Genomic DNA, 18,430 nt, shown 5'->3' with positions numbered 1-18,430 from the left:
TATGTCACCACCAGTGCCTGTAGCTGGTAAGCAGCCGCTTCCATTTTGGTATTTCTTTGTGATGATTCATTTCAGGTAATTCCTTTCTCCGAATTAATTCACCTAGAAGAACATATGCATAGAGTTCTTGAGGTTCGTGAATTATTTTGGGTTCAATTTCTAATGCCAGCCTGATGTACGTTTCAGCGAGCCTTCTTTGAGTTTCGTTAATTTTACTTAAGCGAAAATTTTCAAATTGACTGTGGGCGAGTAGCATTACTGCTACTTTTTCGTGCTCTTGTTCAGTACAATTTGGGAACAAACTACTGCTCATTTCTATTGCGGTTTCTTTTGGTTTTTTTAATTTCATGTTTCTTCCTTATTGGCTATCTAACCAATCATTAATGTCTCTAACTCTCCAACCCAAAGTTCGATTGCCTCTATAAATAGGAGTAGGGAAGCCATGAGCTTTCGACTTCTGCCAACGCCATAAGGTGACAGTACTCACGCCTAGCTGGACTGCGAGCTCGTGTGGCTTGATGATTAACTTTTCGTTCATTGATTGATCCTCTAATTGGTGTTCTATTGGTTATTAACTTTTGTTTGATATCTATGTTAAGTTTGAGGCTACTAATTCGCACAAACAGTTATTTCTACCGACTGTTTTTGACTTTTGGGTGCTTTTATGGTAAGTGATTTGGATCGTATCAAAACGATGTTTTGGTGTAGGGAAGTATTTTTGAGGCTTGGAATAAAGGAACCAGGTCAACTGGCTATGACTAAATCCAATGAAGATCGTCATCTTTCGATTTCAAGATTACTTGTAACAAAAGATCAGGATTTGGTTTTTGAATTATTTCTAAGTGGACCGGATAACCCCAAGTGGGAAAAGTATTTCAATGGGGAGAGAGTTCCAGCAAATACTTCGAATGGGCGCTCTAAAAATCGACCGATCAGGTCTCTCGTCAATCAGGTTTTTGAAGGGAGTGAATCCTATTTCGATAACGGCCCATATGGGATTTTCACGGTTTTAAGTAGCAATAGCTTTAGTGAGGCTGTGCACAATCTAACATTGGCGTGTCAAAACTGTTTTTCTGATAATGATTCCACTTACTTGAGGCCTGTCTCGGAAAATGATGACGAAAAGTGCACCTGGAGCAATCAAGTTGAGAGTAAGTTCACTGATAATCCAAAGGCGAATTTAGAACGGATTAACTACTTTTTAGCTGACTCCCTCTATTACAACTACGATGCGCCCAGAACGGAACTTCTTTTGTTGTCAATCGTAGGGGCCAAAACTGAACTAAAGTTCCTACACAATGAAGGTCGGTTGATGAAAAGGTTAACCTGTGACCCTGACTACAATGGCCGAGAAACAGGTATAGAGACACTTGAGAAGATATTTGGTGTACCTAGCTCTGTTTGGATTAACTCGTAGATGAAGCTAAAAAAACTGCTTTAGCTCTTGTACAACTAGAGTGTGTGCTTTTTTTCTTTCTTCGAAGTAGTCATGAGTGTCGTAAATCGCCATGATTTTGGGAAGTTTATGGTTTAAGCACTTCTCGGCAACGTGGGGAGCAACTTTTAAGTCACCCAACAGAGTTCTAAACGTCCTGCGGAAGTCATGAATTGTGAAATGTGGGATTGTTAGTTTTTGTTGCTTAAATAGCTTTGCTATTGCTGCGTTGAGTGTGTCTGGCGAAATGTGTTTGAACCTTTTTGAGGCTCTTCGATTAGGAAATACATATTCAGAACCAAGTGCTCTCGCTTTTAACTGACCAAATATTTCAACAAGATAATCATCCAGAGGATAAGTGGTAGAAGTGCCACTTTTGGTTCTATTGCCTGGGAGTAGCCAAACCTTTTTAGACAGGTCGATCTCTTCCCATGTTGCAGCTAAGAGTTCTGTTTTACGTACCCCCAAGCATACTAAAAGAATACAAGCTAAGTAATTTTCTATTACAAATTGATCGGGGTTACTTTTGGCTACTTCAAAGAAATGTTTCAGCTCATCTTTAGTTAATACTCTTTGTCTTGCTTTCTCTATGAGGTTAAGTCTCTTAGGCATAATTGATGCTGCTGGATTCGCTTCTATTAGCCCGATTGTTTCTGCATGATCAAATAGTTGCTTACAATAGACTAGTGCATCAGAAGCAATAGTAGGCCTGCCACTATCCCTAATTGCTCTAATTTGTTGGTATATGTGAGGTTTCCGAATATCTTTTACATTCATCTTACCTAGGACAGGTGATAGATCTTTTCGATAGACTCGTTTGGGGATTTCAGGAAATTTCAGGCGTTTATCACACTCTTGAAACCAGTCTTCTGCGAGTTGGTCTAAAGTGTTGATGTTTTGATAGTGTGAAAATGCTCTTTCTATTGAAGGGTCTTTACCTTCCTTGTGCTGTTTTCTAAAGTCAGCTGCTTCATCTGCAATATCTCCCAATGGAATTCCATGTGCTTTGAGCCATATGCCCCAACGGTGATTTCCTTTCGAACTCCATTTATTGTATAGCGATAAACCCAAAATGCGCTACCTGATGATGCTACTCGAAAGTAAATTCCGGGCCCACCGGATGCTACTCGTTTGCGTGTCGCTTTTCCGACTTTGATTAGGTTTTCTAGCTGTTGAGCATTCATGATGAGCATCCTTAAGTGGTGACAAGCATAACAATAAAATAGTGTAGTACTGTAGTTGTGTCACCACTTTGTCACCAAAGATGTGAAGTTACTAGTAGTCGAGTGAAACTCAATGAAGTCTCAGTATTCCTTATTATCAATTACTTATGGATAATTTAAGTTCATTGAATTTCACTGAAATACTATTCAATATTCTGGATCTGCTCTCGCATTTGCTCGATAAGTACTTTTAGCTCAACACCTGAAGCTGTGATATCGGTACTGATGGACTTAGACGCTAGGGTGTTCGACTCACGGTTAAACTCTTGCATCATAAAGTCTAAGCGTCGGCCACATGCCCCACCTTTCTTCAGGATATTGGTCGCTTCTTTTACATGTGAATCTAAACGATCCAGCTCTTCAGCAACATCTGACTTTTGAGCCAGCAAAATAAGCTCTTGCTCGACGCGGCTTGCATCGAGTTCTACTTTTGCTTCTTCAAACTTGTTGAACAGGCGCTCGCGTTGCCATTCTAGGATTTCAGGCATTCTTGCGCGAACCTTTACCACTTCGTCGGTGATGGCGGTTAAACGCTGTTCAATTAGCGCTTTCATGTTTTCACCTTCGCGACCACGTGCTTCGATAAAATCGCTAAGAGCGTTATCAAAGGCGCTGAGCAGATCTTTATTGATGGTGTCCATATCTTGCTCTGGTGTTTCCATCACTCCCGGCCACTGCATGACTTGAAAGGGATTAATGCGAGACTCTTCGCCCGTTAATGTCATTACTTGATTTGCGGCGTTAATAACTTGTTTTGCCAGTGCTTCATCGATAGATAGCTCACTGTTTGCGGCAGGATTGTTTTCAAATCTAAGGCTACACTCGACTTTGCCACGTGCTAGGCGCTTTCTAAAGCGTTCGCGCAATACGGGTTCTAGACCACGAAATTGCTCTGGCAGTCGGAAATACGTTTCCAAATACCTTTGATTGACGGAGCGAATCTCCCACACGGCATTGCCCCAGTCACACTTAATCTCTTTTCGTGCATAGGCAGTCATACTGTAGATCATTTACATTCCTTAGTTTGCGTTAGTAGCAAATTGATAACTGGCGATATAGTAGCAGAGCGTCCGGTATGGTGCGAGTTGTCTATTTGGCTATCGCTGGAGTGTAGACTCGTATTCCTATATAATCTCCGCCCAATCCTATCTCTTCCACTATATAAGGTAGAAGCCAATGCGCCCAAATGACCGCAAGGCGGAACAAATTCGCCCAATTAAAATTACCCGCAATTACACAGCGTACGCCGAGGGGTCTGTACTGGTTGAGTTTGGCAACACCAAAGTATTGTGTAATGCGACCGTGGAAGAGAACGTGCCCCGCTGGCTAAAAGGTCAAGGCAAAGGTTGGGTAACGGCTGAGTATGGTATGTTACCTCGCGCAACCCATTCTCGTACTCGTCGTGAAGCGGCGAGCGGTAAGCAAGGTGGCCGTACTATGGAAATTCAGCGTCTGATTGCTCGTAGTTTGCGCGCAGTCGTTGACCTAGAAGCCATGGGTGAGTTTATGATCACTGTTGATTGTGATGTGATTCAAGCGGATGGTGGCACTCGTACAGCGTCGATTAGTGGCGCAAGCGTTGCGATGGCGGATGCGTTTTCTCATCTGGTCAATAGCGGAAAACTTAAAGCGAATCCGATGAAAGGCCATGTTGCGGCAGTTTCAGTGGGTATCCTTGGGGAAAATATTCTTTGTGATCTGGAATACGTAGAAGATTCCGCCGCGGATACTGATATGAATGTGGTGATGACCGAAGAAGGTAAGATGATTGAAATCCAAGGCACCGCTGAGGGTGAACCTTTTAGTCATGAGGAATTAATGTCGCTGTTAAAGATCGCTAAAGGCGGTATTGCCGATATTGTTGCAGCACAGAAAGCTGCATTAGTTGATTAGTTTTAAGATAGCTCCCAGATCGGGGGCTATTTTTTTGTCCCTTCTTTAGTGAGGAGGGGAGGTTAAATCCAGTGTGGATTTCCCATTAGTTTGATTTAGAGAGTGAGTGATGAAAGCATACCAGCGTGAGTTTATTGAGTTTGCCCTAGAAAAGCAGGTTCTAAAATTTGGTGAATTTACTTTAAAATCTGGCCGTAAGAGCCTTATTTCTTTAATGCTGGTCTGTTTAATACAGGTCGTGATTTGGCGCGCCTAGGCCGTTTTTACGCTGCTGCTCTTGCCGATTCTGCGATCGATTATGACGTACTATTTGGCCCAGCATACAAAGGTATTCCTATTGCAACGACTACTGCGGTAGCACTGGCTGATCATCACGACATTGATACGCCATACTGTTTTAATCGCAAAGAAGCTAAGGACCACGGCGAAGGTGGCAACTTAGTTGGTAGTGCGTTAGAAGGCCGTATCATGTTGGTTGATGACGTGATCACTGCGGGTACCGCGATTCGCGAGTCGATGGAATTGATTAAAGCGAATGGTGCTGAGCTCGCAGGGGTGTTAGTCGCAATTGATCGCCAAGAGAAAGGCAAAGGTGAGTTGTCGGCTATTCAAGAAGTGGTACGCGACTTTGGTTGTGCGGTTATCTCTATTGTGAGCTTGACTGATCTTATCACTTACTTGGAAGAGAAAGGTGATAGTGCGGAGCATCTAGAAGCGGTCAAACAGTACCGAGCAGAGTACGGCATCTAAACTGGACTGAGTCATGTTATAAAAAAGCACCTATCACAAGGTGCTTTTTTGTATGCGTTGCTCGGTGATTTTTAATCACCCCAATCTCCGCGATGGGAGTTATCGTAGATTTGCTTGCCATCTCTTTGCGTTTTTAAGAGGGAGAGGTTCCACATATACTGCTCTGGTCTTGGTGTGACCAAATCCTCAATGGCTTTATTCATCGCGCGCGCATCGATCTCTTCATCTCCGGTCGGGAAGTTTTCTAGCGCAGGTAGGATATGCACTTCATATAAGCCAGATTTATCGTTGTAGGCTGGTAGTATTGGGACGACTTTGGCTTTTGAAAGTCGGGCCATTTTTCCAAAGCCTTTTAAGGTCGCTTTTTCGGTTGCGAAGAAAGGGACAAAGACAGAGTTTTGTGGTCCGAAGTCTTCGTCTGGAAGCCAATAGCCTATGTAGCCGTCTTTGATTGAGCGTACAAATGGCTTGATACCTGCGTCGCGAGGGAAAATTCGGCCGCCATACTGCATTCGTTGAACTTGCATTAACCAATCGCCGATAGGGTTGCGTTGGGGCTTCATTATTGTGGTAACTTTGTAACCTCTTGCTGCCAACATAACTGCAGGATAATCTACGGCCCAAGCATGTGGTGCTAATATAATGACATTTTCTCCCGCATCGAGGAGGGGGAGAAGGTTTTCTTCACCTATCATTACACCTCGGTTTTGGTTGTGTTTAGTCGACCTGACGAGGAACTCTGAGTAACCCAGCATGTATTGCGCGGCTTTAACAAAGGTCTCTTCAAGAATGGCTTGTCTCTCTTCATCACTTTTTTCTGGGAAACAGTACTCAAGGTTGACCCTCGCTCGTCTGACAACACGGCCGTTTTTTCTAATGGCAAAGCCCGATAGCTTTCGTGCTAAAGCGTCTCTCCAGCGAAATGGCATAAAGGCAAACAGAGCTGCGAATAGGATACCGATCCATGTTCCCCAATGCTTGGGATGCAGAAATGACCATTCAAATGTTGGGTTGTGAATGTGTTTATCGATACTGTTGTCGTTTTTGTTCATGACGATTAATGATAGCGTGAGTTGGTCAAATTGTGGTCTGGCAGGGACTTAAAACGTTTGTGAAGCCACATCCACTGCTCCGGAGCCCTAAGTATAATCTCTTCGACAAAGGTATTCATATAGGCTGCTGCGGCGACTTCATCTTTTTTGGGGTAGTCGGGTTCGATATTTTTATCTGCGATGATTTCGTACTTACCATCGATGTTCCTAAAACCAGAGCCCGGGATAATTGCACACTTACTGGTATAAGCCAAAATACTGGTGCCAGTTGTGGTGCAGGTTTGTTCAACGGCAAAGAAGGGGACAAACACGGATTTGTTGTGTCCATAATCTTGATCCGGGAGATAGAACAAACGGTGACCTTGGCGCAGTACGCGTATCATTTTTTTAAGATCAGTACGATAGATAAGTTGGTTGCCATTACGAGTTCTACCACGGTATTGAATAAACTCGTAGGCAGGATTGCTATGTGGTCGATAGGCACCATAGCCGGGTAGCCCTAATACGCCGAAAGCTCGTGCTGTTATCTCTAGGTTTAGAGCGTGAACACAACACAGCAGAACTCCTTTTCCTTGCTCGCTTTGACGTTTAACTTCTTCAATATCTTTCGCCACCAAAATTCGCTTAAAGCGCCAAGTTGGCCAAAACCAGGTGATTCCTGTTTCAATAAGCGCCATTCCGGTATTTTTAAAGTTTTCAATGACAAAGCTATCGATCTCTTGAACACTTTTGTCTGGGAAAGCGAGTTCTAAGTTTCGTCTGGCAATTTTTGCTCTAGATTTGGCGGCCTTTAAACCGATAGTTCCGATGCCTCTACCAAGTTTAAGTAGCATTGGGTAAGGAAGTAGGTTGACTGTAAGTGCAAGTAAACCAAACCCTATCCAAACACCCCAATGTTTAGGGTGCAGGAGTGATAGGGTGAATTTTGGTTTGCCGAAAGTGTCTTTGCTCATATCTGCTTAGCTAATCTGGGCACTCAACAGAGCCCAATATTGGTCGAAGTTTTCTGTTGGTTGATATTTAAAGTCGGAACGCACAAAACGATTTAGGCTTCCTTCTACTTGGCCTAATAACTGAGCTGCAAGGATTTTTTCATCCACGGGGAATGATTTACCTTCTCGTAGCTTGCGTTCGCGAAGTATTTGGCGCAGTGACGTTTCAATACGTTCAAATAGCTGATTAATTCGGTCGCGAAGTCTTTCATTTTCGAACATCAGTGCATGACCAGAAAGGATGCGACTTAACCCTGGATTTCGCTCAGAGAAGGCGAGAATCAATTGCAGAACCAATCGAATACGCGTCAGAGTGTCTTTCTCTTCATCGAGAATTCGGTTGATGCGAGACATCAGTGACTCTTCTATAAACTCAATCAAACCTTCGAACATACGAGCTTTGCTAGGAAAATGACGATAGAGGGCGGCCTCAGAAACACCGACTTGTTTCGCGAGCTTAGCGGTGGTGATACGCGATGCGCCATCGTGTGATTCGAGCATTTGCGCCAGTGCTTGTAGTATTTCCTCTCTACGGTTGCTTCTTCTTGTTCCGGCCATGAAACTTGTCCTTTTGTTACCACATGCTTAATTCAGCAAAAGAATGAATAGACTTTTATTAAGGCGAGCTGAGTTAGTTCGCCGACTGCTTATCGGCTATCAGATGCAGGATCTGATGCGCTATTTGAGATTTTGAGGCGAGTGTTAGTGATTGCTCACCATCTTGCCAGTATACGGTGATAGCGTTGTCATTGCTATTAAAGCCCTGACCTTGCAGTGAGACATCGTTAGCACAAATCATATCCAGATTCTTTTTCGCCAGTTTCTTTTGCGCATATAGAGAGACGTTTTGCGTTTCAGCGGCAAAACCGACCGTGTATGGGCGGGAAGTTTCTAACGCGGCAACGGAAGCGACAATATCTGGGTTTTTTACCATTGTGATATTCATTTGATCATTTTGATCTGTCTTTTTGATCTTTTGCGTAGCCACTTGTTCTGGACGGTAGTCTGCGACTGCCGCACAAGCGATAAAGATATCGTGGTTTGGCGCATGGGCCATGGATGCATCATACATCTCTTGTGCACTGATTACGTTGATTCGATCTACGCCATGAGGGCTAGCAAGAGATACAGGACCACTGATGAGAGTGACATCCGCCCCCATTTGTTGCGCGGCTTGTGCTAGGGCAAAGCCCATCTTTCCTGAGCTTTGATTGCTAATATATCTGACTGGATCGATCGCTTCTCTTGTTGGGCCCGCAGTTATTGCGATTTTTTTGCCTTTAAGGGGGTTGTCTGCCCAGAACTGTTCGCAGAGTTCGACTAGCTCTAATGGCTCTAGCATTCGCCCGGTCCAACATCACCACAGGCTTGTTCTCCTGCACCAGGGCCCCAAATATGCATACCGCGGCGCGCTAAGGTTTCAATGTTTTCTTGAGTCGCTACGTTGAGATACATCTGTTGATTCATTGCTGGAGAAACAGCGATAGGGGAGTCTGTTGCCAGCACTAGCGTGCTGAGTAAATCGTTCCCCATCCCTGCTGATACTCTGGCAATCAAATCGGCGGTAGCGGGAGCCAGCAGTACTAGGTCAGCCCATTTTGCGAGTTCAATATGGCTCATCGATGCTTCTGCTGCGGGGTCTAGCAAGCTATGAGATACAGGGTTACCGGATACCGCCTGCATGGTTAAAGGCGTGATAAACTCTGTAGCCGCTTTGGTCATCACGACTTGTACTTCCGCACCTCGCTCGATGAGTCGACGAGTGAGATCGGCACATTTGTAAGCAGCGATCCCGCCACTAATGCCGAGAAGTATTTTTTTTCCAGACAGTGTTTGCATCTTTATTTCCCTCAAATTTTCTGCGGCTAAGATACCATGCGTGATTTGTCGACTCTAGGGGGGCTTTCATATTCATGGCTACGAGTTGATCACGGACTGGGTCTATTGGTCTTCGCTGTCAATCAAAAAGAAGTGCAACGCAAGGGGAATCACGAGCACTCATGCTGACTCAAAGGGCATTGCATTGTTATTGGGAAGCGTACTCGTTGTCTTGCTCAGATTATCTTCTCTTATTAGGTGACTTGGGGATATAAAACCAGTAGGAGGATCGAATGAAAGTATCTCAATTACCGCCAGCTCTCCTACCACGAGAAAAGTTGCTTATATATGGAGCAGAAGCCTTGAGCAATGTTGAACTGTTGGCCATTTTTTTAAGAACGGGCAGTAAAGGCATGAGTGTATTGGAGCTATCCCATCAAGTACTCTCTGATGGAGGATCGCTGCGAACGCTGCTCAATGCCAGTGAAGAGGAGTTTTGCCGACATAAAGGCCTTGGGAGAGCCAAATACGCTGAGCTAATGGCAATTAAAGAGCTATTGAGAAGGACGCTGGCTGAGTCGGTAGACATAGGTGAGGATCTCAGCAGTGCCGAAAGTGTTAAAAAATACCTTACCTATCTTCTTAGAGATAAAAGACGAGAAGTTTTCTATGTTTTTTATTTAAACACTCAATTTAAGTTAATTGAAGAAGAGGCATTGTTCGAAGGTACGCTTGATAGTGCACAAGTGTATCCCCGTGAAGTCGTAAAACGCGCCTTAGCGGTACATGCGTCAGCGATTATTCTCGCCCATAACCACCCTTCTGGCGTCGCAGAGCCAAGTCAGTCGGATCGACGTCTCACCCAGCGATTATCGGATGCTTTAGCCTTAGTTGACATCAGAATTCTCGATCATTTTGTGGTGGGAGAGAGTGAAGTTGTGTCCTTTGCGCAACGAGGTTGGATATGAATCACAATTTTCAGTTGTGAGTTAATAGAAATCTGCTACAATCGCCCGACATTTTTTGAACTAATTCTCAGCTCCGCTTAAAAAAGATCAGGAAAACCTGTAAAAAGGATCTGTTCGGGTCTTGAGCAATGCTAGCCAAGTTAGTATAATGCGCGACCTTTGATAGCCTTGTATGGATTTTCCATAGCGGTTTTTAACCTCAAATCTCATTTGAGAAATAGAGAGGTTCGGCCACCAAGGTTGATATCGAGCTGAAACGATTTTGGAGAAGACATTCATGTCACGAGTATGCCAAGTAACTGGTAAGCGTCCAGTAACGGGTAACAACCGTTCACACGCACGAAATGCTACTAAGCGTCGTTTTCTGCCGAACCTACAAACTCATCGTTTCTGGGTAGAGAGCGAAAAACGTTTTGTTAAACTGCGCCTTACTGCTAAAGGTATGCGCATTATCGACAAGAAAGGTATTGATGCTGTTCTTGTTGACATCCGTGCACGCGGCGAAAACGTTTAAGAGGAAATAGACAATGGCAAAGAAAGGCGTTCGTGAGAAAATCCGCCTAGTATCTACTGCAGATACAGGTCACTTCTACACAACTGATAAGAACAAGCGTAACATGCCAGGCAAATTTGAGATCAAGAAATTTGATCCAGTTGTTCGCCAGCACGTTGTGTACAAAGAAGCTAAAATCAAGTAATTGGTTTCGCTTTTATAATTTTGAAAACCCAGCTTCGGCTGGGTTTTTTATTATTTGATGCGTGAGTAAGAAAGATCTAAACGGATTCGTGTATCTGCTGGTAATCTCATATACTGTTGATAATGAATGAAATATGAGGTTGCAGTCATGCGAGTGAGCCCTGCCCGTCGTCGCCGTTGGAACAATATTCTTATCCTTGCCGTGATTGCTTTTATGGCGGTGCTTAATCTGCCCACGATTATTCAATCGTATCTAATCGAAGAACCTGTTAACCCTTACCCTACGTTGCTAAGCCCCAATCTCGAACTGCAAGCGCTGCATACTAACCACTGGTCTTTAGAAAAAAACCAAGGTCGTTGGCGACTGAGCGTTCCCAGTGCGACATCACCAGAAGATCTGGCGTCGAGATGGCAAGTTTTGGTGGGGACAGAAGTCGATGCGACAACTTTTGAGCAGTTAAGGCCTAATTTAGGCTCCCCTGAATCTCTGGAAATCTGGTACAAAGATGTGGAAGAGCCACAAAGAACGACTTTGTATCAGACCGATAAGTTCTGGCTTTTAGATAATTGGCAAGGTAACTGGATCGCCATATCGGTTGAGAAAGACTATTTATTCCCACCTGAGATACTAGACAAGTAAGAAAAGCCAACTTAGGCTTGAGTATCCAAAACAATACGATAACAAGTTATGCCTGAGTTACCTGAAGTAGAAGTGAGCAGAATGGGGATTTCTCCTCATCTCAATGGTGAAGTGATACGCACCTTTGTTTTTCGCACTCCCAAACTGCGATGGCCCATTCCGGAGGCGCTTAAAGCATTAGAAGGTCAGCGTATACTTTCTGTTTCGCGCAGGGCGAAATACTTGCTGATTGAAACTTCAGTCGGTACGGCCATTATTCATTTGGGCATGTCGGGATCGCTTAGAGTCTTGGACGCTCAACTACCCGCCGATAAGCACGATCATGTGGATATGATATTAAACAATGGTAAGGTGCTGAGGTATAACGATCCTAGACGATTCGGTGCTTGGTTGTGGTGCGAACCGGGTCAAGAGCACAAAGCTTTGTCTAACTTAGGCCCTGAACCTTTGACACTCGCTTTTGAGCCTAATTACATATTGGATAAAGCCAAGAGTAAGCGCGTTGCCGTAAAGTCTTTTATCATGGATAACAAAATAGTGGTCGGTGTCGGTAATATTTACGCCAATGAGTCTTTGTTTAGTTCGGGAATTTTACCCACTCGTGCTGCGGGTTCGTTGAGTGTATTGGAATGGCAGCGTTTGGTGACTGAAATTAAGCGGGTATTAGAAGTCGCCATTAAACAGGGTGGTACGACGTTAAAAGACTTTGCGCAAGCCGATGGCAAACCGGGTTATTTTGCCCAAGAGCTTCAGGTATATGGTAAAGCGGGGGAGCCCTGTCCTATCTGTGGTCACTTGATCGAAGAGCAGAAAATTGGTCAGCGAAACACATTCTTCTGCTCGGAGTGTCAAAGTTAAATCTTGGCTTTGTTTTTCAGGGCTTGTGCGACTGGCTTTGGAACGAAGTTAGCCACATCACCCCCGTGTATGGCAACTTCTCTGACAATGGTCGAAGAGATAAATGCATGCTCTTCTGCTGGGGTGAGGAAGACACTCTCTAGCCCTGGCATTAGACGTCGATACATGTTGGTCAATCCAAACTCGTATTCAAAGTCTACCGTGGTGCGCAGACCGCGAATCAGTACGTTGGCCTTTTCATCCTTGGCAAAATCGACCATAAGACCGGAAAAGCCTTTCGCGGTAACATTGTCTAAGTGAGTGGTTACTTGAGTTGCAAAAGCAACCCGTTCTTCTAACGTAAACATGGTGTTTTTGCTTGGGCTAGCTGCAACCGCTATGATCACTTCGTCGAACATATCACTGGCTCTTTCGATCATATCAAGATGCCCATTGGTAATGGGATCAAAAGTGCCAGGATAAATGACTCGGGATAGGTGTTTTTGGCTCACAAATAGGTACTCGCGTTAGCTTATCTCGTTCAATGGTAACAAAAAGGTTCAAAATTACCTATTCAACTCGGTATTATACCCGCTAACTTTTACATATTTGGCTGACTCAATGGAAAAGATTCTCGTTGTTCGTAACGACAAAATCGGTGATTTTATGCTGGCATGGCCAAGCTTCGCCATGCTAAAGATTTCGTTGCCTGAAGCTCATATTACGGCTCTTGTCCCTAAGTACACAGTGGCGTTGGCTGAGCTGTGCCCATGGATTGACAGCGTGCTTGTTGACCCAACCGCTAAGGGTAGTAAAGAAGATCAGAAAGCACTGATTCGTAAGATTAAATCAGAACGTTTTGACGCTTCGATAAATCTTTTTTCAACCACCTACAATGCGTTAACGGTCTGGAGAGCGCGGGTTCCTTTCCGCTTAGCCCCAGCGACTAAGTTTGCTCAGATTTTCTATAACAAGCGAGTTAAGCAAAAACGCTCTCAATCTACAAAACCTGAGTATGAATACAACCTCGATCTGATCCGCGCATTTTTGTCTGGTATGGGTCGCCCCGTGATTGAGCCTACGGCTCCATACCTATCGTTTAACGAACAGCAGTTAAATGTTCAAAAATGCAAGTTACAAGCTTCTCTTGGACTTTCTGACGATAGGCCGTGGGTGTTTGTCCATTCTGGTAGTGGTGGATCTGCTAACAACCTCTCACTAGAGCAATACTCGGATTTGATTTACGGGTTATCGATGGATTGTGATGTAGTACTGACTGCGGGTCCTGGAGAAGAAGAACAGGCGAAACACCTTAAAGCTCATTTACAAGAGCGCGGTAAAACGGCTGCTCTCTATGATAAAAATGATGGTTTAGTGGATTTTGCCACCTCGATAGGGTGTGCATCTGTGTTTATTGCTGGTTCGACAGGCCCTTTACATATGGCGGCTGCTCTTGATGTTCCAACGGTAGGTTTTTTCCCAAGTAAGCGCTCGGCAACGCCACTGCGCTGGAAACCAATAAATTCCGAAGGCAATCACATCGCTTTTTGTCCACCGAAAGCTGGTGATAAAGCGAGCCAAGAGAACATGAGTCGGATTTTGGTGCGAGAAGTGTTGGAAACACTCAACCTTGGTTGACGGATAAGCTACAGTAATATTAGGCGACCGATTTGGTCGCCTTTCAACTGAGGGAAGTATTAATCTGGCATTTTTTCGGTATTAGTACGGACCCATAAGTCGGCGTATTTGACGAAGGTTGAGTGTGCCGAAAGCACTGACAGTAGAAAGCCTTGTTTGCCATCTAAAAAACCGGCTTTAATTACGTACATTTTAACAAAACAACCAAGCGCATGAAGCATGCCCTGTGAGATACTGCTTCTTTTACCTTTTTTCTCTCGCTGCTCTGCCCAAGCTTTTGCATACCCTGCTGATTTCACCAAATAGTGGTGTATGTCATTATAGGTATAGTGGATTAGGTCTCCACTTAGGGTTTCTACTTTCATCTGCTCTGAAACCACTACTTTTTCGTGAACCAGTGCGTCATTGTATTGAGTCAACTTTGTTGGGTATAAACGCAGGACGCGATCGGGATACCATCCGCAATGACGGATATAGCGACCAAATACCCAACTTAAGCGCGCTGTTTGATAAACAGTTGTTGGCTCGTTAGTCGTGACTGCGGCTAAAACGCTGGTTTTTAATTCTGGCGTGACGCGTTCATCTGCATCCAGCCAAAACACATAGTCTGACTCAACATAGGATTGAGCGAGACGGCGCTGTGGCCCAAAGCCCGGCCAGTTGTCATTAACGAAAAATTTATCGGTAAATGTTCGAGCCACTTGTTCTGTATTGTCTGTACTACCGGAATCTAGAATGACGATTTCATCAACCCAGTCGTGGACAGTTTCCAAACAGGCTTTAAGGTGTTGTGCTTCGTTTTTAACGATAAGTGCAACGGCTATAGTTGGTTTACTCACTGGGACTCCTTGGGAGTGGATTTTTGTAGTGCTAAGTCAGCGGCTACGCTATTAAACATGTTGATGACTCGCTGGGGGGCAATGCGTTGCATGGCATTTTTATCTTTTACCCGCGCACGCCAAGTTAGCTCGTGTGACGGTTTTCCTGTTTCGGCTTGAATGGCTTCTTCGTAGGCAGATACCACATATTGGCGATATTGGTAAGGACCTGTACGCTCTGGATTATGGTGAGCATAGAGGCCAATGACTGGTGTATTCACGGCATTGGCCATATGAGTAGGCCCAGTATCGGGAGCAATAACGATATCGACTTTGTCTAATAAAGCCAGCATTTCTTTTAGTGAGCTGCTTCCAACTAAATTGTTGACTTCGACATTAATCAGTTGCTCGATTTGCTTTGCCAAATCGCGCTCGACCTTTGCGGGGCTTCCGGCTAGGATCACGTTCCAACCCGCGTTACATGCGTGTTCAATCACGAGAGCATAGCCCTCGGCTGTCCAGTTTTTATAGGCCTTGCTTGCCGCTGGAACTATAACTAAGTTGGGTTTGTCCTTTGCAATGTGTTGCTTTGCCCATTTCGAATCTGAATTCGAATAGTCTATTTGCCATTTAGCCGTCATGTCTTGCACACCAAGGACTTCACCAAATGCGAGTAATCCATCTAGCACATGCATTGATTGCGGGGAAGGTACCTTGACGTTGGTGAACCAAGTTTGAAAATCTTGACTTCTTGTTGAATCGAAGCCAATTTTGTACTTTGCTTTAATGCCTATGGTTGCAATACTCGCTCGAAATGCGTATTGCATATGTAGCAATGCATCAAACTGGTAAGAGCCTAGTTCTCGCCATAGTTTCTTATAGCCCGCCCAGCCTTCACTCTTATCAAAGACTACGACTTTGACATTGGCTAAGTCTTCAATGAGTTTTGCTTCAAGCTTTCCAGTAACCCAAACAATTTCTGTGGTAGGCCACTGACGCTGAATAGCTTGAACGGCTGCAACAGTATTGCAGACATCGCCAATCGCCGATAAGCGCAGTACGCAAAGAGAGCTAGGCGGAGAGGAAAAAAGAGGCATAGTGGTTTCGTTTGACTAGTAATGGCTAAGATTATGCAGAGAGGTTCAATAAATGTAAAATGTCAGTGCCAATTTATTGAGAGACGCGTTAAGTATGAAGATGTTGCAGTTTGATAACCAAACCATATGGTATGACGAGGAACTGCTCACAGAGGATCCCAAACAGGTTTTTGAGCCGAACTACTGGCAAGAAAAAGGGCTGGTGATCGGCAGTGCTGAGGGACGCGGGACGACTTGGTTTGTAGAGACCGAAATGATACCTGCAGCGCTTCGTCATTACCGTCGTGGAGGACTGTTTGGCAAACTGGTTAAAGATAGTTACTGGTTTGCCGGATGGGAACAAACTCGTGGTGTACAAGAGTTTAAGTTGTTAAAAATACTGAGAAGCGCTGGGGTAAATGTTCCAAGACCAATCGCTGCGCAGGCGGTGAAAAGCGGTATGACTTATCAGGCAGACCTGCTCAGTGAGAAAGTCCCCAACGCCAAAGACTTGGTTGCAATACTTCAAGAGCGGGCATTACCAGAAGAAATTTATCGAAAAATCGGCAAAGAAATTCGCAAGATGCATGACGCTCAGGTTAACCACACCGATCTCAATATCCACAATATCCTGCTTGATAAAGACGATAAAGTTTGGATTATCGACTTCGACAAATGTTTTCAACAGTCTGGTGATGAGTGGAAACAGGGCAACCTAGATAGATTGAAACGCTCGTTTTTGAAAGAGGTAGGTAAGTCGGGTATTATTTGGACCAATGAAGATTTTGAGTTTTTGCTACAGTCAATGGCATAAACCAATAAAACCAAGAGCATAACATGTTGAAAGCCTCTGTAATTATCTCCGTTTACAAAGATGTAGAAGCGTTGAACTCTATTTTGTACGCGTTAAGTATGCAAAGTGAGCCAAATTTTGAAGTTGTTGTTGCAGAAGACGGTGACTCTAGAGACGTTGCTGATTATCTAAATTCACGCCCTTTTTCTAATCTGAACATTGTCCATGTGACTCAGGAAGATTTAGGGTGGAGAAAAATGACGGCGGTGAATAAAGCCGTAGCAAAAGCAAAGTCGGACTACCTTATATTTTTAGACGGTGATTGCATCCCTCATTTTAAACATGTGGAATGCCACATCAAGCACAGTGAGCCCGGAAAAACCTTAATTGGTCGTCGCGTGTTTTTGGGACGTCGTTACTCCAACTTGGTCCGCACTGAGCCTCAAGAAATCGGCCCACTGCAAAAGCCCATTTATTACTTGAGCAAGATATTTTCACTGCACCAAGACAAAGTGAGAAACTATGAAGTGGGGTTTATTAACCCATTACTACACGCTCTCTATAAGAAAAAGTGGCTCAACTTAGTGGGATGTAATTTCTCTTGTTTCTTAGCTGACTTTAAAACGGTTAACGGCTATAACGAGGAACTTCCTGGTGCTGGAGCGGAAGATGATGACCTGTGTCACCGCATGATGGCGATGGGAATTGAGATGAAAAATATTAAATTCCTCACCCCTGTTTATCATTTAGATCATCCTGTTCGACGTGCTCTCGCTGATGTTAATGCTCGTATCACGGCCGAAAATCTAAAAAATGGCGTCTATTATTGTAAAAAAGGGCTAGATCAACATCTCTAGCCTGTATAGCTATTTCAAAAGTTAAAGCGTTGAAAAGTAGTCTTCTGCTTCTGATAAAAACGCTTTTACGCATTCTGCAGAGCGAGCGTGTTCTCGCTCTACATGTTCTTTAACTAAATGGCGTGTGTCTTGGCTCCATGCCAATTGCTCTTCATCAAAGCCATAGGCTATCCCATATCGATCACTCTCTTTAGGATACCACTGCTCAATGGATACTCCCGTGTCGGGGACAACGATGGATTGGCAGCCGCAGAGCGTGGCAAAAATAGAGTAAGCCGTATAGTCATCATAGCTAATAAAACACTTGGCTTTTTTGAATACCTTTGCAACTTCTTCGTGACTCAGTGAATCGATAAGTACAGAGTCTTCTGGGTGGACTTTTGGTTTGTGCTTCCCCTTGCGTATTGCATGGCATGTCAATGTACGCTCATTCTCAGCACGACTATCCTCTGTGTTGTATAAGTCTACGGGATAGTAGATGACTTTAAGCTCATTTTTAGATGTCTTGGAAGTCGGTAATTCAAAGTCTTTGATCCCTGAGTTAAATTTAAATATCAGTTCGTTTTCACCATAATCGAACTCTCCAGTAAAGTGGCCTGGCTGATGCAATAACCAACGGACGACATGTGGTGCCTCAAGCGGATTTCCTTTGGTGATTTCCGGATAAACGACGACTGACTGTGCAATCTCATCACTTGTTGGATAGGGAATAACAGGAGTGTTCCACGCAGGTTTTGTAGTATAGCGCTTGACCTTTTTCCGGTGTTTGAGCTTTTTGGTTATCGATTTAATGAGACCGTTTTTTTGGGAGCGGTCGAAACTCTCTGGCACTAAATAAGCCTGATGATTCGTTTCTTCATTGATTAAATGGACAAGGCGGTGAAGTACAACAACGCCACCATTTTTACTGTCGTATCCTGGTGAACTGACTAAAATTTTCACT

Annotated in this window: 22 protein-coding genes and 2 pseudogenes; 11 read left to right on the top strand and 13 right to left on the bottom strand. The window is 44.2% G+C overall.

Annotated elements, in window-relative coordinates; translation table 11 throughout:
- Positions 1-4 precede the first annotated feature (4 nt).
- Complete coding sequence (locus BLO31_RS14655) at positions 5-349, bottom strand: hypothetical protein (RefSeq protein WP_070968149.1); 345 nt, start codon at positions 347-349, stop codon at positions 5-7.
- A 9-nt stretch (positions 350-358) separates the two neighbouring features.
- A complete protein-coding gene (locus BLO31_RS14650) occupies positions 359-538 on the bottom strand; it encodes a helix-turn-helix transcriptional regulator (protein WP_070968146.1) in 180 nt (59 codons plus the stop codon).
- A 126-nt stretch (positions 539-664) separates the two neighbouring features.
- Here BLO31_RS14650 and BLO31_RS14645 point away from each other — a divergent pair, with 126 nt between their 5' ends.
- Positions 665-1,417, top strand: a complete 753-nt coding sequence (locus tag BLO31_RS14645; protein WP_070968143.1) for a hypothetical protein — start codon at positions 665-667, stop codon at positions 1,415-1,417.
- 6 nt (positions 1,418-1,423) lie between these two features.
- On the opposite strand, the gene BLO31_RS14640 is transcribed toward BLO31_RS14645, so the two are convergent.
- The 3 genes from BLO31_RS14640 to BLO31_RS14635 form a co-directional block, all read right to left on the bottom strand.
- On the bottom strand, positions 1,424-2,425 hold the full coding sequence (locus BLO31_RS14640) for a tyrosine-type recombinase/integrase (protein WP_084659836.1): 1,002 nt from the start codon (positions 2,423-2,425) through the stop codon (positions 1,424-1,426).
- A complete protein-coding gene (locus BLO31_RS25220) occupies positions 2,356-2,619 on the bottom strand; it encodes an Arm DNA-binding domain-containing protein (protein WP_425425300.1) in 264 nt (87 codons plus the stop codon). Before BLO31_RS25220 ends, BLO31_RS14640 begins: the two co-directional genes overlap by 70 nt.
- A gap of 182 nt (positions 2,620-2,801) precedes the next feature.
- Positions 2,802-3,668, bottom strand: coding sequence for a YicC/YloC family endoribonuclease (locus tag BLO31_RS14635; protein ID WP_070968140.1), 867 nt, complete (start codon positions 3,666-3,668; stop codon positions 2,802-2,804).
- A gap of 166 nt (positions 3,669-3,834) precedes the next feature.
- On the opposite strand from BLO31_RS14635, the gene rph reads away from it, so the two are divergent.
- Together rph and pyrE are read left to right on the top strand one after the other, a co-directional pair.
- The gene (gene rph, locus BLO31_RS14630) at positions 3,835-4,551 is read left to right on the top strand and encodes a ribonuclease PH (RefSeq protein ID WP_070968136.1); all 717 of its coding nucleotides are present in this window, start codon (positions 3,835-3,837) and stop codon (positions 4,549-4,551) included.
- A gap of 109 nt (positions 4,552-4,660) precedes the next feature.
- Positions 4,661-5,301: pseudogene (pyrE, locus tag BLO31_RS14625) on the top strand (orotate phosphoribosyltransferase).
- Positions 5,302-5,372: 71 nt separating this feature from the next.
- Here pyrE and lpxM read toward each other — a convergent pair.
- From lpxM to coaBC, 4 genes and pseudogenes are all read right to left on the bottom strand, one after another.
- Complete coding sequence (lpxM, locus tag BLO31_RS14620) at positions 5,373-6,353, bottom strand: lauroyl-Kdo(2)-lipid IV(A) myristoyltransferase (protein ID WP_070968132.1); 981 nt, start codon at positions 6,351-6,353, stop codon at positions 5,373-5,375.
- A 5-nt stretch (positions 6,354-6,358) separates the two neighbouring features.
- A complete protein-coding gene (locus BLO31_RS14615; protein WP_070968128.1) occupies positions 6,359-7,306 on the bottom strand; it encodes a Kdo(2)-lipid IV(A) acyltransferase in 948 nt (315 codons plus the stop codon).
- A 6-nt stretch (positions 7,307-7,312) separates the two neighbouring features.
- Positions 7,313-7,903: a nucleoid occlusion factor SlmA gene (gene slmA / locus BLO31_RS14610; protein ID WP_070968124.1), complete on the bottom strand. Its 591-nt coding sequence runs from the start codon at positions 7,901-7,903 to the stop codon at positions 7,313-7,315.
- Positions 7,904-7,976: 73 nt separating this feature from the next.
- Positions 7,977-9,184 (bottom strand): annotated as a pseudogene (gene coaBC, locus BLO31_RS14605) (bifunctional phosphopantothenoylcysteine decarboxylase/phosphopantothenate--cysteine ligase CoaBC).
- Positions 9,185-9,456: 272 nt separating this feature from the next.
- Between coaBC and radC the strand changes: the two are divergent.
- The 5 genes from radC to mutM all read left to right on the top strand — a co-directional run bounded on the left by radC (position 9,457) and on the right by mutM (position 12,326).
- Positions 9,457-10,131, top strand: a complete 675-nt coding sequence (radC, locus tag BLO31_RS14600; RefSeq protein ID WP_070968120.1) for a RadC family protein — start codon at positions 9,457-9,459, stop codon at positions 10,129-10,131.
- Positions 10,132-10,408: 277 nt separating this feature from the next.
- Positions 10,409-10,645, top strand: coding sequence for a 50S ribosomal protein L28 (gene rpmB / locus BLO31_RS14595; protein ID WP_004728407.1), 237 nt, complete (start codon positions 10,409-10,411; stop codon positions 10,643-10,645).
- 13 nt (positions 10,646-10,658) lie between these two features.
- Positions 10,659-10,829, top strand: coding sequence for a 50S ribosomal protein L33 (rpmG, locus tag BLO31_RS14590; RefSeq protein WP_070968116.1), 171 nt, complete (start codon positions 10,659-10,661; stop codon positions 10,827-10,829).
- 147 nt (positions 10,830-10,976) lie between these two features.
- The gene (locus tag BLO31_RS14585) at positions 10,977-11,468 is read left to right on the top strand and encodes a hypothetical protein (RefSeq protein WP_070968113.1); all 492 of its coding nucleotides are present in this window, start codon (positions 10,977-10,979) and stop codon (positions 11,466-11,468) included.
- Between the two features lie 48 nt (positions 11,469-11,516).
- A complete protein-coding gene (gene mutM / locus BLO31_RS14580; protein ID WP_070968110.1) occupies positions 11,517-12,326 on the top strand; it encodes a bifunctional DNA-formamidopyrimidine glycosylase/DNA-(apurinic or apyrimidinic site) lyase in 810 nt (269 codons plus the stop codon).
- Here mutM and coaD read toward each other — a convergent pair.
- Positions 12,323-12,817 carry a pantetheine-phosphate adenylyltransferase gene (gene coaD, locus BLO31_RS14575; protein WP_070968107.1) on the bottom strand — a complete coding sequence of 165 codons (495 nt, stop codon included), beginning with the start codon at positions 12,815-12,817 and terminating at the stop codon, positions 12,323-12,325. The two genes, mutM and coaD, sit on opposite strands and share 4 nt — an antisense overlap.
- A 109-nt stretch (positions 12,818-12,926) precedes the next feature.
- Between coaD and BLO31_RS14570 the strand changes: the two genes are divergently transcribed.
- The gene (locus BLO31_RS14570) at positions 12,927-13,943 is read left to right on the top strand and encodes a glycosyltransferase family 9 protein (RefSeq protein ID WP_070968104.1); all 1,017 of its coding nucleotides are present in this window, start codon (positions 12,927-12,929) and stop codon (positions 13,941-13,943) included.
- Between the two features lie 59 nt (positions 13,944-14,002).
- Here BLO31_RS14570 and BLO31_RS14565 read toward each other — a convergent pair whose 3' ends face one another.
- On the bottom strand, positions 14,003-14,782 hold the full coding sequence (locus BLO31_RS14565) for a glycosyltransferase family 2 protein (protein WP_070968101.1): 780 nt from the start codon (positions 14,780-14,782) through the stop codon (positions 14,003-14,005).
- Positions 14,779-15,858 (bottom strand): glycosyltransferase family 9 protein, encoded by a 1,080-nt coding sequence (locus tag BLO31_RS14560; RefSeq protein WP_070968097.1) that lies wholly within the window; start codon positions 15,856-15,858, stop codon positions 14,779-14,781. The genes BLO31_RS14565 and BLO31_RS14560 overlap by 4 nt, the downstream gene beginning before the upstream one ends.
- A gap of 94 nt (positions 15,859-15,952) precedes the next feature.
- On the opposite strand from BLO31_RS14560, the gene BLO31_RS14555 reads away from it, so the two are divergent.
- Positions 15,953-16,651, top strand: a complete 699-nt coding sequence (locus BLO31_RS14555) for a 3-deoxy-D-manno-octulosonic acid kinase (protein ID WP_070968094.1) — start codon at positions 15,953-15,955, stop codon at positions 16,649-16,651.
- A gap of 23 nt (positions 16,652-16,674) precedes the next feature.
- A complete protein-coding gene (locus BLO31_RS14550; protein ID WP_070968091.1) occupies positions 16,675-17,487 on the top strand; it encodes a glycosyltransferase in 813 nt (270 codons plus the stop codon).
- A 21-nt stretch (positions 17,488-17,508) separates the two neighbouring features.
- Here BLO31_RS14550 and BLO31_RS14545 read toward each other — a convergent pair whose 3' ends face one another.
- Entirely contained in the window at positions 17,509-18,429 is a 921-nt protein-coding gene (locus tag BLO31_RS14545) for a WavQ (protein WP_070968088.1), read from the bottom strand.
- Position 18,430 lies beyond the last annotated feature (1 nt).

The sequence above is a fragment of the Vibrio sonorensis genome (assembly GCF_001854765.1).
In the GTDB taxonomy this organism is placed as follows: domain Bacteria; phylum Pseudomonadota; class Gammaproteobacteria; order Enterobacterales; family Vibrionaceae; genus Vibrio; species Vibrio sonorensis.
The sequence above is the reverse complement of the archived record's forward strand: the minus strand, read 5'-3'. Positions and strand labels throughout refer to the sequence as shown.

Bases quoted from the DNA above. Each gene is read 5' to 3' on its own strand.
- BLO31_RS14655 (WP_070968149.1), bottom strand. From the start codon at position 349: ATGAAATTAAAAAAACCAAAAGAAACCGCAATAGAAATGAGCAGTAGT.
- BLO31_RS14650 (WP_070968146.1), bottom strand. From the start codon at position 538: ATGAACGAAAAGTTAATCATCAAGCCACACGAGCTCGCAGTCCAGCTA.
- BLO31_RS14645 (WP_070968143.1), top strand. From the start codon at position 665: ATGGTAAGTGATTTGGATCGTATCAAAACGATGTTTTGGTGTAGGGAA.
- BLO31_RS25220 (WP_425425300.1), bottom strand. From the start codon at position 2,619: ATGAATGCTCAACAGCTAGAAAACCTAATCAAAGTCGGAAAAGCGACA.
- BLO31_RS14635 (WP_070968140.1), bottom strand. From the start codon at position 3,668: ATGATCTACAGTATGACTGCCTATGCACGAAAAGAGATTAAGTGTGAC.
- rph (WP_070968136.1), top strand. From the start codon at position 3,835: ATGCGCCCAAATGACCGCAAGGCGGAACAAATTCGCCCAATTAAAATT.
- lpxM (WP_070968132.1), bottom strand. From the start codon at position 6,353: ATGAACAAAAACGACAACAGTATCGATAAACACATTCACAACCCAACA.
- BLO31_RS14615 (WP_070968128.1), bottom strand. From the start codon at position 7,306: ATGAGCAAAGACACTTTCGGCAAACCAAAATTCACCCTATCACTCCTG.
- slmA (WP_070968124.1), bottom strand. From the start codon at position 7,903: ATGGCCGGAACAAGAAGAAGCAACCGTAGAGAGGAAATACTACAAGCA.
- radC (WP_070968120.1), top strand. From the start codon at position 9,457: ATGAAAGTATCTCAATTACCGCCAGCTCTCCTACCACGAGAAAAGTTG.
- rpmB (WP_004728407.1), top strand. From the start codon at position 10,409: ATGTCACGAGTATGCCAAGTAACTGGTAAGCGTCCAGTAACGGGTAAC.
- rpmG (WP_070968116.1), top strand. From the start codon at position 10,659: ATGGCAAAGAAAGGCGTTCGTGAGAAAATCCGCCTAGTATCTACTGCA.
- BLO31_RS14585 (WP_070968113.1), top strand. From the start codon at position 10,977: ATGCGAGTGAGCCCTGCCCGTCGTCGCCGTTGGAACAATATTCTTATC.
- mutM (WP_070968110.1), top strand. From the start codon at position 11,517: ATGCCTGAGTTACCTGAAGTAGAAGTGAGCAGAATGGGGATTTCTCCT.
- BLO31_RS14570 (WP_070968104.1), top strand. From the start codon at position 12,927: ATGGAAAAGATTCTCGTTGTTCGTAACGACAAAATCGGTGATTTTATG.
- BLO31_RS14560 (WP_070968097.1), bottom strand. From the start codon at position 15,858: ATGCCTCTTTTTTCCTCTCCGCCTAGCTCTCTTTGCGTACTGCGCTTA.
- BLO31_RS14555 (WP_070968094.1), top strand. From the start codon at position 15,953: ATGAAGATGTTGCAGTTTGATAACCAAACCATATGGTATGACGAGGAA.
- BLO31_RS14550 (WP_070968091.1), top strand. From the start codon at position 16,675: ATGTTGAAAGCCTCTGTAATTATCTCCGTTTACAAAGATGTAGAAGCG.